Source organism: Lysinibacillus sp. IITD104, assembly GCF_036698265.2.
GTDB lineage: Bacteria > Bacillota > Bacilli > Bacillales_A > Planococcaceae > Lysinibacillus > Lysinibacillus boronitolerans.
Map to the genome: position 1 here is coordinate 1389891 of NZ_JBAHYH020000001.1, position 13786 is coordinate 1403676.

Consider the following 13786-nt stretch of genomic DNA (forward strand, 5'->3'; position numbering starts at 1 on the left):
TAGCGATGTGTATTACCGCAAATGTGAGAAATGGAGAATTTAAAATTAAATAAGGTGAAAGACAAGCAGGTTTAAAAAAGGGTCACATAGGCTGGAAGTGACCCTCTTTGCTGTGGATGTATCGACATTAATGTGAGCTGCTATTAATGAAGATCATCCCTTTTTCATGTTTATCAATAAATATTAATATTCTTTTTGCACGAATGTTGCTCCGACAATAATCAGAAGAATGAATAGCACAACGATTAAAACGAATGTTGAACTATTGTTTTTGCCGCCATAGTCCATGCCACAACAACCCATACTATAACCGCCGCTATAGTCATTACCATAGCCTCCATAACAACAATTGAAATTACCCATGTTTCCAAAGTATCCCATCAAGATCTCTCCTTTCTTCAGTTTATTGTATGAATGCCGTTGAAAGAGAAAAGGGTATTCGTCTAATGAATCGTATTTAGGTAATTTTAAAGAGAATCTTGGGTGAAGGATGAGTATCACTAAACACTTGATAGGATGAAACTCAAAGGCGCTTGTTACAGCCTGATGATTAGTTGTCAATCCAGTCCATAAGATAAAAAATCATTTTTTGATGCATGATGATGGAGCGGGTTTGAAACAGTAAGTCTATGTTTTTCCGTTTCTATTTTTAGCTACAATGTGTTGCGGAAGGAATCATTTGTTTTTTTATTTAAATAATGTGAGAGTTTTCTTTCATTTGCTCGTTATTACTTGTAGAGAAGAAAGGAAAGGAGGTTTTCTAACTTCGTGTATTCATTAATTAATCAGCTACAAAAAAAGGATGAACAAGCTTTAAGAGAAGTGATTAACAAATATGGAGGTTATGTTAAAGCCATTGTAGTGAAAGTGTTACAGCCCAATCAAACAGCTATTGAAGAATGTATCAACGATGTATTTCTAACCATTTGGCAAAAGAGTATTCAATTTACTGGCGATGAGATTGATTTTAAAAAATGGATTGGCGTTATTGCAAAATATAAAGCGATTGATACATATAGAAGCCTTCAAAATAAGCCTAAAACAGTCGAGTTACTTTCATCAATTTCAAATAGCAAGGATCTACCAGAAAGAATCGTCGAACAAAAAGTACAAAAAGAGCAACTATTTATCAGTATTTTAAATTTAAGTAAAAACGATCAGGAAATTTTTCTCTTGAAATACTACTTAGGATATTCCAACGGAGAAATCGCTGAGATATTTGGTCTATCTAAATCAGCTGTAGAAAATCGTTTATATCGAGGTAAGTTAAAGTTAACAGAAGAGCTGGGAGGTATCTAAATGAACGAAAAGGACTTCATCGAAATAGATATTGAAGAGATTGAACCAATTGAATTATCTGATTGGGAAAAGATTAATATTGAAAAAAGTGTTTTACGGTCATCTTCAACCAAGAAGTATGTATTTAAAAAATGGAAGTGGGTTAGTATTGTCGCCATGCTCACATTTATTTTTACTAGTAGTAGCATTTGGCTACCTGTAGTGGCTAATCGAGTACCAATTGTACAGCAACTATTAAATAACAATGATAATCCCCAATTACAAGTATTTAGTGATAATGCATCAATCATCAATCAAATAGACGAAAGTAACGGAACCTCCATTGAATTAGCTGAGGCTTTTTTCGATGGAACGATTGTATCGGTTAGTTATGAAATGAAACACGAACAATCGATAGATGAACCCCCTCTATTTTGGAAGGGCGATTTAGAAGTCAACGGAAACAAGTTAGACGTACTTAGTCATCAAATCGTTAAAAAGAATGAGGCTACTTGGATTGGTATGTTTACAGCGAGAATTTCAGACAAAGTAATGGATGAAAAGGTAAATGTTCAATGGCGTCCTCAAGATTTTATAGGTATGGAAAATACGACTCTTGTAGAAGGAGCTTGGGATTTTCAGTTAGAACTTACACCAACCCGAGCCTATTCAAGAAAAGTAAATATACCATTTGGTAATGATCAATACCAGTTATTTTATAATCAAATAACAGAGGGAAAATATATAACCACTCTTTATTTTGAGGGAAATCTTGATTGGGAGACAGAATTTTTAATGGTAGACATAAAAGATAATCTTGGAAATGTATATGAAAATGTAGGAACAACAACTATTAAAAGCGGTTCTGGGCGAGTAAATGGTTATGTTGAGGTTTTTATACCTGATTCTACTATTCGAACGCTAATCATTACGCCAACTATAAGAATTGTTGATGAAAAAACATTAGAGCGGAAAGAGCTTGTTCCGCTCCCAAGTTTTACTATTTCTTTAAAATGATATGGTCTTTGTTCCTCCAACTAATTCTTACTTTCAAAGATTGATGTAGAGTATTCAATCTAGATATAGTTACTCAATTTCTTTAAATATTCTTTTTAGTACCAATAATCATAAAACCTAATAATAAATAGAGAAAACTGGCCGAAATGGAGCTATACAACAGGAATGTGATAGAAGTTGGTGCCCAGACTTTAATAAATCTCCAATTTAAGCCACCAAGTACGATGTTAGGCGTGATAAATATCGCTGTTAGCATTGTAGCCACAAGTACAGTATGAGCAGATATTAACAATATTCTTTTGTAATTTAGCTTTGCCATACCACGTTGTTTGTTATAGAGGCTACGTACATTCTTCACTAGTAGATAACAGAAAATAATACTGATTACGTTGATGATGGCACATATGATTGTGACAATTTTATCTAGCTTTTGATAGCTGCTGATATGTTGCATGTCAATCGTTTTGCCCTCCCATAAATTCATGACACCTTGTCCAATCGCTGTTGTAGAGCTAGTATTCATATTGGCTAATATAGCCACACCGATTTGTTCGTCAGGTTGCATAATGAAATACGAGGAAAAGGTTGGATTTTCACCAGCATGGTAGATATATGACCTTTTGTCCTTTTCCATAACTGCCCAACCATTTGCATAATAGGTATTCGTATCAAAAGGCTCCACTGTTAAATCTGGAGTATGGGATTCTTGAATTGAATTGTTACTGATTGAATAAATGTTACTGTTTCCTAACTGTAATTTTAACCATCTGGCTATATCATTGGCATTACTGATGATATAGCCAGCAGGGATATTGCCACGATAGATTGGTGGTATGTATGGCTGTGCTTTCAAAAGACCTATTTTATAGCCAGAAGCCATATGTGTGGAATGTACTTGGTGAATTCCTACAAAAGATTGATGCATACCAACAGGTTGTAAAATTTTCTGTTGAATATACTGATCGAATGGCTGTTTTGCAACTTGTTCAATGACGAGGCCTAAGACATCATAGTTGATGGTTGCATATTCAAAAGAACTCCCTGGTTGACGATTTAGTGATTGATCCAGCAGTGTTTTAACTGTTAATTCAAGGGCATTATCTGCTGTGCTTTCTGGAATTCGAGTAATGGAATTTGAGGGAATTCCGCTAGTATGAGACAATAGCTGCTGTATTGTCACAGCTTGATCCTCGCCATTATAGGATAATGTTAACCAAGGGATATACTTTCGGACATCATCTGATCGTTTTAACAAACCTTGTTTTTCTAATTGTAAAATAGCGAGTCCTGTAAATGCCTTAGACGTGGAGCCCAACTCAAAAAGAGTATCAGAGGTAACAGGCGTTTTTGTTTTCGTATCTGCAAAGCCAAAGCCCCGTTGATAGACGGTTTTCCCTTTATCAACAATAATTACTGAAATTCCTGGGATTTTACTAATGGTTTGCTGCTCCTTAATAAACTGATCAATTTTACTAATTGTATCATTTGATGCTGCGTGTCCAAATCCGGGTGTGAACGTAAAAAATAGTAACATTACTGTCATCATCACCGATTTCTTCATGAATAATGTCATGTTGTTTTTCTCCTTAGAACGTAATGTGCTTGTGACAACATGGTTTACTGTAACAAGAAAAATAAGGGTAAACCATCGATTAACATGACTATTTCCGGGATAACATGACAAAATTGTCACTTCAAAAAGGGCCACTCCTAAAAAAACCAATAGGAGGGCCCTTAAAATTTTATTTAATTTGTTTCTGGCTCTGGCGTAAAATCTTGACCGTTAAATGTTAATTTAGATGGTGAGATAAGAATTTCTCTGTTCGCTTCGTAGTAAGGGTCTAAAACTTTATAAAAGGCTTCCCATTGCTCGCCAGCTTTTTCATCTTCACCCTTTTGTTCAAGGGCAACTGCTTCTTCATAGTGTTGTTTTAATTTTGCGTAATCCGCATTACTAATGCTGAATTCGATATCTGCCATATATTCCTCGAAGGGAACTGGTTTAAAGTGTGGGCGAAGTATTTCATAGAATTCATCCCATTTCTTCATAGCCAATTCTTCGTCTTTATCTTTTTCAGCTTTTTGTGCCTCTTCATAGATTGTTTTAAGTTTTGCAAGTTCCTCTTTTGTTAAATCGACGTTCATATCCGCCATATACTCTTCAAAAGTTAAAGGTGGATATAATTCTTGGTAATAAGGTTCAAGAATAGTGAAAATTTTATCAATGTTTTCTGATGCCTCATCCGTTTTATTTTCTTTTACATACTTAATCCAGTTACTATAAAGTGTTTTTAGCTGTTCTTTATCTTGTGCTTTGATAACAATATTTTTTTCAGCGAATGCGGCTTCATTAATAAATTCTTCAAAAGGCTCAGGTTGCCAATTTGCTAATTCGTAAGGTCTTGTGATGTTATCCATCGCCTCATAGATTCGTTCCATTTCCTCATAATTCTCTTCTTTTTCAGCCTTTTTCATGTCAGAAAAGAGTTTCTCTAGTTGGACTAATTCTTCTTTTGTTACTTCTTTAGGTAAGCTTTTTTTATAGACGGCAAAGGTAAAGAAATCTGAGTAATCTTTCACAATACTACCCTCAACTAAAATTTCCTGACCCTCTGCTAGCTTTAACTGCTCAATTTGTTTATCTGAGAAATTGTGTAAACCGATGTAGTAGTTTTTTCCATCTGTTCCTTTAAGGGTAATGCTGCTACCATCAAAATATTTAATGGTACCTGTTATTTTTTGTTCTATTTGAATCGTTACATTATTTGTTGTATCAATAGCTGTTGCACCAGCTTGAAGCGGTGTTAATACAGCCATCCCAAGTGTTAATGCTGAAGCTAATAGCCATGTTTTTTTAGCAGGTTTTTTCATATTTATCAATTCTCCTTTAGGTTAACTTCTGTTACCAATTATTAGACGTTTTACCAATTGAAAAAGTTTTAACTTTTTGAAAAAAATTTTAAGAAATTAAAGAGTGGAGGATTCATGATAAGACTCACTGTTTTAGTATCTGTAGTCTTTGAAAAATAGCTATTATTTACAGCACAGACCATGCAAAGGGTTGATTATCGAAGCAAAGATTTTCAAGGATTAGTGCGCTTCCAGAGAAAATTCATGGGCACGAACTAAGGCATTATTGCAGCTGATACTGTTTTAAGCTCTTTTTCTCCTTATTGAAGATTTTAGGAGAGACGCTGTCATTCTAATGCTTAATCTCATAAGATAACTTGCATCCGTTTAATCCAAGCTCTTCTACTGTTCATCCTGAAAATAGATTTTATAGAATTTGCGATTCGTTGCCTCATCATAGCCTACTTCAATTAATTCATCTATTTGGTCGATATGTTGAATATTTACTTGAATTTCAATATTGGAATCGAGTTTGATTTTACGTTTGTATTTCTTTTCAGCCTTCTCTAGCGCACTATCAGAAATAATAGTCTCATAGGGTTTAACCGAGTTAATGATGACATCTTTTTGGGTAGTGTCCGCTTGCTCAAAAACAGTTTCAATATAATGATTTACCTGAAACTCCTCTTCATTTCTAAAGTAATCCAGTGTTTTGTTCAAAAGCCCAAGTTTTTCTGTGCTAGTATAATTTTCTTCCTTTAAAATGAATTTTTTGCATTCTGTTAGTGCTAAATTGGTTTTATAATAATGCTCATCCGCTGCTTGTATTTTTAAAAATCGTTCTTGCCAATAAACGATATCTTCTTTACGCTTTGTTTTAATATACACGGCAGGAGATTGATCTGGTCCCATATCAACAATAATAGCCATATTATTAATCTTCTTCACGTTAATGCCATCCACACCGTTCACGATCATTTGATTGTGTTCATTTTTCACATCTAAAAACATTTCCTTTTCATCAATTTTGACAATAGCGAGGATTTTTTTAGCCTCATTCAATAGTAAACAATTTTCAAATAGGCCAATAAAGAGTTCTCCGCTTTTGATGTTTGGATGCTGTGACACACTATGTAAGTGCTTGGCTATATTTTGTGATTGTTCTAGGAAGTTATTTTCCTGCTCGAAAATCGCTCTTGAATACGTAAAAACTTCATTGAGTGCAATATTGCTTTCATGGAAAAATTCATATTGCTGTTCCATGTCAATTTTATTAAAAGCAAGCTGTGTAAAGGCTGCTTCTAACATGACCTCAGGTTGTGTAAAAACTTCTTCTCCTAAAATAAGCGTCTCGCTCAAAAAATGCAGACTATAGTGTGCTAATTTACTTTCACTGACTTCTAGCATAAATCTCACCTTCTAATTTTTCATAGTAGCTAGTATACCATAACTTAAAGATCGCTTTTATAAGCACCAGTACTCATTGGAGGCAGATTTTTATAACCACCGAATGTTAGTGTTTTGTTATGAAAGAATGTTGAGGGTTGGAAGTTTAAAATACTGTTGCTTAGATAAAGATAAAAACATGTAGGGATACTCTGTACAAGTGTACTAAAGAGGGTGATCAATATGTGGGAAAAGGTTATTTCCTACATGCCACATTGGCAAGTTTTTTTACAAGGCTTTTTAGCATTTTTTATTCCATATTTAATTTATAAATTATTTCATGTTTTTTTATTTGTTAATAAGAGCAATGGCAAAATTGAGATGATAGAAAATAGTGAACAAGGTGAGATGATACACATACCTGTTCAAAAAACGTTAGAGCAATTTACAGGCGATTATAATAAAGATCTTTTACAAATGAGGAAAGAACTTGGCCATAATTGGGATATTCATTTTAGAGAATTTCAAATAGGGAATACGGATACTCGTGCAGCGATCGTTTTTCTTAAAGGATTATGCGATAAAGAATTGATTGACAAACATATTTTGAAATCATTAATGAATGGACATACAGAAAAGTCATCAGTTTTAAGAGGGCATGAACTACAGCAATCGATTATTAATGAAATGCTACCAGTGAGTGATCTGTTAGAGGAAAAGAAAGTTATGAAAGCTGTTGGGAAAGTACTAACGGGTTCCACTGTATTAATTGTGGATGGCATACAGCATGTATTGATCATTGGTACGTCACATGGCAAAACTCGTAATCTTGAGGAGCCTGTTTCTGAGGCATTAGTACGTGGGCCTAGAGTGGGCTTCACGGAAAAATTAAGTGTAAATACCTCTTTATTAAGACAGCATGGTGAGAATCGAAATTTATCGATTATTGAGATGGAAGTGGGCGAGCGTACAAAAAAAGAGTTGGTTTTAGCCTATATAGATGAGATTGTGGAGCCTAATCTCGTCAAAGAGGTGAAAACACGAATTGAAACAATCCATTTGGATGATGTAGCTGAATCGGGCTATATTGAGCAATTGATTGAGGATAATTATCTTAGCCCCTTTTCGCAAGTGCAGAGTACCGAGCGTCCTGATCGTGTTGTTGCAGCTTTACAGGAGGGACGAGTGGCAATTCTTTTAGATGGAACTCCCTTTGCATTAATTGTGCCAGTTACGTTTAATATGCTTCTACAATCACCAGAGGATTATTATGAACGTTGGTTATCGAGCTCTCTTATTCGCTTGCTTCGCTATTTTGCTGCAGGCATCTCTTTATTTGGCCCGTCGCTGTACATTGCTTTTGTATCATTCCATCAAGGGTTAATTCCCACGAAACTAGCGCTGTCCATGATGGCCACAAGGCAGGGGGTACCGTTTCCAGCATTGATTGAAGCCCTCATTATGGAGGTCGCTATTGAGATATTACGAGAAGCAGGACTTCGCCTACCGAAGCCGATTGGTCCGACAATGGGGATCGTTGGAGGGCTTGTTATTGGAGAAGCCGCCGTACAGGCAGGAATTGTTAGTCCAATCATGGTCATTGTGGTTGCATTAACAGCAATTTCCTCTTTTGCTATCCCTCAATATAATGCTGGTATCACGCTTCGAATGCTACGTTTTGTCGCGATTCCTTTGCAGTCATTTAGTGAAGCTAAAGAGCTTTGGTGTATCATATGTGAGCCCAACTGTTCCGTATCGAGCAGGTGATTGGAAAGATTTTATGGTTCGCATGCCGTTAAAGATGATGAAGCATCGCCCAAGATTGTTAAAGCCAAAAGATTCTGTCCGCAAAGGGGAATAAGGGAAAGGGAGCAATGCAGCCATGAACAGCACTTTAAAAGATAAAATAACACCTTCACAAGCAGTTGTTATTATCATTAACTATATTCTCGCAACTGGGATTCTTACCTTACCTCGTGCCTCTGTAGAAAAAGTAAAAACGCCAGATGTTTGGATTAGTGTATTTTTAGGTGGAGTCGTTGCAATGATTGCAGGTGTAATCATTGTGAAGCTAAGCCAACAATACCCTGACAAAACATTTTATCAATATAATCAAGATATCATAGGGAAGTGGTTAGGCTGGTTTATAAGTGCGTGTGTAATCGCCTACTTTTTTACCATTTCTGCCTTTGAAGTTCGCATCATGGCTGAAGTAACTTCTCTCTTCTTATTGGAAGGAACCCCCACTTGGGCAATTATTTTGCCTTTTTTATGGGTTGGACTTTACTTAATAAGCGGTGGCATCAACACAATCGCTCGCTTATTTGAAATCATTTTTCCTATTACCTTTGTTATTTTTTTACTTGTTGCCTTTTTAAGTTTAGGGATTTTTGAAATCGATAATTTGAGACCAGTACTCGGTCTGGGCGTTGTTCCGATGTTAAAGGGAATAAAAACAGCGACACTAGCCTTTTTAGGGCCTGAAATTATGTTGCTACTTGTGGCATTTATGTATCCATCAGATAAATCAAAAGCTGTAAAGGTTGTACTGGCGGGTATAGCCATACCCTTGCTCTTTTATGTCATTACGGTTGTGATGGTCATTGGTGCTCTATCCATTGAGGGTGTTTTGACAAGGACTTGGCCAACGATTGAACTGATGCGAAGTTTCGAAATTCCTGGATTAATTTTTGAACGCTTTGAGTCATTTCTTCTTGTAATTTGGATTATGCAAATATTTGCTACCTTTACGATTACTTATTATGCTGCTTCTTTAGGATTAGCACAACTTTTTAAGAAAAATATGCATCCTTTCTTATATGGATTGTTGCCAATTATCTACATTATTGCGATGACACCTAAAAATATTAACGATCTTTTTACATTTGGCGATAAGATTGGACATGCTGCATTAATTTTATTTGGTGTAGTACCGATAACCTTACTCCTTATTTCGAAATTGAAAGGAAAGAAAGCATGAAGCGAATACATTGTTGTGTACGTTTACTTCTAGTTGCGACGGTAACCTTACTTCTTACTGGCTGTTGGAGTAGTAAAGAGATTGAAGATTTAGGCCTTATTGTAGGTACATCATTGGATTTAGAAACGGGTGATGTTTCCTCTGAAGAGCAACAAGATGCTAGGTATGCAAACAGGCAGTTGCTAACTATTACCAATCAATTTGTTACGTCAGAGACAACGGTTTCTGGAACAAAAGAGGGAGCATTGCCAGAAAAAGCGTATAAAAATGTTTCTGAGACAGGTGATGCGGTGTTACCAACTTTACGAAATATGCTGTTAAAGGTTGATAAACGTTCCTTTGCTGAACATTCCAAAGTAATTATTATTGGTGAGGCATTAGCTAGTAATATCAATCTCCAACAAACGTTGGATTTTTTTCTAAGAGAATTAGAAATACGGCCGAGTGGACTACTCTTTATTGCTCAGGATCAGGCAAGTCAGGCACTTGAAACAAATGAACCAACGAAAATTCCTGCCTTTCAATTAGTAGAAATGATGGAGGGACATGAAAGGACGACAAAAATTTTGCCTCCGATGACCGTAGCCAAACTAGAGGGGAAGCTGTATTCAGACTCTAGCTTTTTATTGCAAAATGTGAGTACGGAAAATGGAGAGGTAAAATTTGCAGGCGCTGCTATCATTGAAGGAAAAACCAAAAAGCTACGAGGATTTTTAAATGAGAGTGACCTAGAAGGAATTGCATGGATGTCTGGCGATGCGAAAGGTGGCCTTGTCAAAGGCTACGATGAGAAGTCAGGTACACCCATTGTGTATGAAATTATTTCAGCTAAAAGTAAAATTATTCCTCATGTAAAAGGGGAACAAATCTCCTTTACGATAAAAATTCAATCAGAGGGAAGAATTGCTGAACATTGGGTTCTCTCCGATAAAGCATTTGACAATCAATTTTTGAAAAAAGCAGAGAAAGTATTTGAAAAAGAGATAGAGCGATTGGTGAGGAAAGCATTAGATAAAACGCAGCATGAATTTCAAACAGATGTTTCAGGGTTTGGCAATAAACTAAGAATCGATTACCCGAGAGTATGGCAAAAAAGAAAAAAAGAATGGGATCAAACGTTTAGTGAGGTTCCTATTACATGTGAAGTGAATGTTTCCATTAAGGATTATGGCACGTCAGGTGATTAACATCGTTAATCATCTTTTTTTCTGTCCATTTAAGTATATACTGGAATTAAAGGTAGGATAGTAGATATTCGAAAAGATGGGGGATAAAGGCATGCAATTTACCATTCAATCAATCGCTACAGTTCATAACAATCGACAAATGATACAAGATGATCACTGGGGAGAGATTATTTCAACTATTGAACTTGCTGATCATATCCATGAGGCATCCTTAAAAGGAATAGAAGATTTTTCTCATCTAGAAATTATTTTTTATTTTGATAAGGTTACAGACGATCAAATCCAATATAAGGCTAGACATCCTAGAAATAATCAAGATTATCCTGAGGTAGGCATTTTCGCTCAAAGGGGTAAGAATAGACCCAATAAATTAGGAAGTACAACCGTTGCGTTGTTAGAGGTCAAACCTAGAGCATTAATCGTTCAAGGGCTAGATGCCATAGATGGCACACCTATACTAGATATAAAGCCTGTGATGAAAGAATTTTTACCTAAGAAGGATGTTAAACAGCCCGCATGGTCAGTAGATTTAATGAAGGCTTACTGGGGGTAATAACATTGTTCATACGAAGACAATTGTGGATTTCTTGCGAAGGGGAGTAGCGTGCTCCCCTAATTTTTTAAAGAATGATTCCCTCTTGGTAAAGAATGCTAATGGCATGAGAGCGATTTTTGGCACGCAATTTTTTAATAGCAGATTTTACATATTGTGTAATGGTTAATTCACTTAAATTCATAGCATCTGCTATTTCCTTTGTACTATCTCCCTGCGCTACCTGTCTCATTACCTCTAGCTCACGCTTGCTAAGAAAACCCTCTTTTTTGCTATTTCTAGCTTGCATGATAAGCTGCCCAATCATGTTTCCAAAGGTTGTCATGTCATCTAACAGCTTTTCATTTATATCGATTTCCTCTTCTAATTGAGTACTACAAATATAACCAAAAACATATTGCCCAATGTAAATCGGGACAATTAAAAACGAATTATTTTGCGAGGGAATAGAATATTTAATACTGATATTTTTTAAATAGTCCATACCTGTACAAAATTTAGCCTTTTTATCTTCAATAGCAGCATAAATAATAGGGAAGCTACGAATCTCCTCACGAATTTCACCAATATGACTACCACCCGATTCATTCAAAAAAATGATTCCTTCAGCGACAAAGCCTATTGGAGAATACCTTAATAAATAGGCATCCTTGATAGGAAAAGAATCTAAATATACCTGCAAAATGTGTATCAACAACTCTTCATGGGTGGCATAACTTTGTACCGTGTCGAAACGTTTTTGAATGGTATAAAGATTGGACATGACCTATCCCCTTTTTTAAGTATATACTACGCTTAAAATAAGGAATTTTCAATATTTTCTGTAAGTTGTAGTATTTAAGTTAAGTAAATCCATATTTTCCTATTTTGATGTGAGGAGGAGCAGCAGATGAGTAGTCAAACAATTAAAGAGGTGGATGCAGTTGTTCTAGGTGCTGGGTTCGCAGGTCTGTATATGCTACATCAGTTGAGGAGTAAAGGCTTTTCGACCATTGTATACGAGGCTGGGGATGGTGTAGGAGGTGTTTGGTATTGGAATCGTTATCCTGGTGCAAGATGTGACATTCAAAGTATCTACTATAACTACACCTTTTCAAAAGAATTATATGAAGAATGGACTTGGACATCTAGATTTCCAGAGCAAGCGGAAATATTACGCTATTTAAATTATGTAGCCGATCGTTTTCAATTGCGAACAGATATTCAATTTAACACAAGAGTCACTGCAGCTCATTTTGATGAAGAACGACATAAATGGATGATTTATCTAAACGATGGCCAGTACATTTTAACAAAGTATTTTATTACAGGAATAGGCTGTCTATCTGCAGCAAATGTTCCTAACATCCAAGGATTGCAGCAGTTTAACGGAAAATGGTATCACACGGGGCATTGGCCACATGAAAAGGTTGATTTTACTGGGAAGCGTGTAGGAATTATTGGGACAGGCTCAAGCGGGATTCAGGCAATACCTGTTATTGCAAAAGAAGCAGAGCAGTTAACGGTGTTTCAACGTACTCCCCAATATACGATTCCCGCTCGTAACCATGCATACGATGAGGACTTTATCAAAGAAACCAAGCAAAATTTCGAAGCGATAAAGCATTCCATGAGAAATTCTGTTTCAGGTACACCTTTTGCACAAAATCAGCAATCTGCAATGGAAGATCGTGATGATAGGAGGCAGGAGGTTTTTGAGAAAGCTTGGGCACAAGGTGGCTTTGCCTTCTCAGCTACTTATCATGACTTGTTAACGAATGAACAGTCCAATGAAAAAGCGGCAGAATTTATTCGCTCCAAAATACGACAGATTGTGAAAGACCCTGTGGTAGCAGAGAAATTATGTCCGAAGTATATGTATGGCACGAAAAGACAAGTGTTAGATAGCGATTATTTTGAAACCTATAACAGGGAGAATGTTTTACTGGTTGATGTCAAAGAATCACCCATTCAAAAAATTACAGGAGAAGGTATTCAAACGGCAGATAACCATTTTGATTTAGACATCATCATTTTTGCGACAGGCTATGATGGCATGACAGGGCCATTATTTAAGATTGATATCCAAGGAAGGAATGGCGTGTCATTAAAAGAGAAGTGGAAGGATGGGGCAGCTGTTCAAACCTATCTTGGACTCACAACAGCAGGTTTTCCTAATTTATTTATGATTACGGGACCAGAAAGCCCTTCTGTTCTCGTGAACATGCCGATTGCTATTGAGCAGCATGTCGAATGGATTGCCGAGTGCATGCATTATTTGCGTGAGCATGACATTGATCTTGTGGAACCAACAATAGAAGCAGAGGAAGCTTGGAGCACACATTGTCGAGATGTTGCTAATGCAACACTCTACGTCAAAGGTGATTCCTGGTATACGGGAGCCAATATTGAGGGCAAACCTCGAAGTTTTTTAATCTATCTAGGAGGATTTGATTATTACACAAAACATTGTAATGAGGTGGCTCAAAACAATTATGTAGGCTTTAAGTTAATGAAATTAAAATCAATATCATAGTTTGTGAGAGGGGAGCATAT

At 36.2% G+C, this 13786-nt stretch carries 11 protein-coding genes and 1 pseudogene; 7 read left to right on the forward strand and 5 right to left on the reverse strand.

Translation table 11 applies throughout. The features are described 5' to 3' along the window. Positions 1 to 183: 183 nt before the first annotated feature. A complete protein-coding gene (locus V1L66_RS07050; protein WP_048395072.1) occupies positions 184 to 381 on the reverse strand; it encodes a YjcZ family sporulation protein in 198 nt (65 codons plus the stop codon). A 387-nt stretch (positions 382 to 768) separates the two neighbouring features. On the opposite strand from V1L66_RS07050, the gene V1L66_RS07055 reads away from it, so the two are divergent. Then, positions 769 to 1299, forward strand: a complete 531-nt coding sequence (locus tag V1L66_RS07055) for a sigma-70 family RNA polymerase sigma factor (RefSeq protein ID WP_048395075.1) — start codon at positions 769 to 771, stop codon at positions 1297 to 1299. Continuing rightward, positions 1300 to 2295: a DUF4179 domain-containing protein gene (locus V1L66_RS07060; protein WP_333005157.1), complete on the forward strand. Its 996-nt coding sequence runs from the start codon at positions 1300 to 1302 to the stop codon at positions 2293 to 2295. Positions 2296 to 2377: 82 nt separating this feature from the next. Here the strand turns inward: V1L66_RS07060 and V1L66_RS07065 are convergent, their stop codons facing one another. The 3 genes from V1L66_RS07065 to V1L66_RS07075 all read right to left on the reverse strand — a co-directional run bounded on the left by V1L66_RS07065 (position 2378) and on the right by V1L66_RS07075 (position 6552). Beyond that, positions 2378 to 3868 (reverse strand): serine hydrolase domain-containing protein, encoded by a 1491-nt coding sequence (locus tag V1L66_RS07065; RefSeq protein ID WP_409072215.1) that lies wholly within the window; start codon positions 3866 to 3868, stop codon positions 2378 to 2380. A 173-nt stretch (positions 3869 to 4041) separates the two neighbouring features. Then, entirely contained in the window at positions 4042 to 5166 is a 1125-nt protein-coding gene (locus V1L66_RS07070) for a hypothetical protein (protein ID WP_333004881.1), read from the reverse strand. 381 nt (positions 5167 to 5547) lie between these two features. Further along, entirely contained in the window at positions 5548 to 6552 is a 1005-nt protein-coding gene (locus V1L66_RS07075) for a hypothetical protein (RefSeq protein WP_333004880.1), read from the reverse strand. 360 nt (positions 6553 to 6912) lie between these two features. Between V1L66_RS07075 and V1L66_RS07080 the strand changes: the two are divergent. The 4 genes and pseudogenes from V1L66_RS07080 (at position 6913) to V1L66_RS07095 (ending at position 11251) form a co-directional block, all read left to right on the forward strand. Beyond that, positions 6913 to 8392: pseudogene (locus V1L66_RS07080) on the forward strand (spore germination protein). A 21-nt stretch (positions 8393 to 8413) separates the two neighbouring features. Next, a complete protein-coding gene (locus tag V1L66_RS07085) occupies positions 8414 to 9511 on the forward strand; it encodes a spore germination protein (RefSeq protein WP_016991848.1) in 1098 nt (365 codons plus the stop codon). Continuing rightward, entirely contained in the window at positions 9508 to 10698 is a 1191-nt protein-coding gene (locus V1L66_RS07090; protein WP_333004879.1) for a Ger(x)C family spore germination protein, read from the forward strand. Before V1L66_RS07085 ends, V1L66_RS07090 begins: the two co-directional genes overlap by 4 nt. A gap of 91 nt (positions 10699 to 10789) precedes the next feature. Then, on the forward strand, positions 10790 to 11251 hold the full coding sequence (locus V1L66_RS07095) for an SAM-dependent methyltransferase (protein WP_016991850.1): 462 nt from the start codon (positions 10790 to 10792) through the stop codon (positions 11249 to 11251). A gap of 67 nt (positions 11252 to 11318) precedes the next feature. Here V1L66_RS07095 and V1L66_RS07100 read toward each other — a convergent pair whose 3' ends face one another. Continuing rightward, the gene (locus V1L66_RS07100; RefSeq protein WP_036075641.1) at positions 11319 to 12014 is read right to left on the reverse strand and encodes a response regulator transcription factor; all 696 of its coding nucleotides are present in this window, start codon (positions 12012 to 12014) and stop codon (positions 11319 to 11321) included. A 126-nt stretch (positions 12015 to 12140) separates the two neighbouring features. On the opposite strand from V1L66_RS07100, the gene V1L66_RS07105 reads away from it, so the two are divergent. Next, positions 12141 to 13766, forward strand: coding sequence for an NAD(P)/FAD-dependent oxidoreductase (locus tag V1L66_RS07105; RefSeq protein ID WP_333004877.1), 1626 nt, complete (start codon positions 12141 to 12143; stop codon positions 13764 to 13766). Positions 13767 to 13786: the final 20 nt, after the last annotated feature.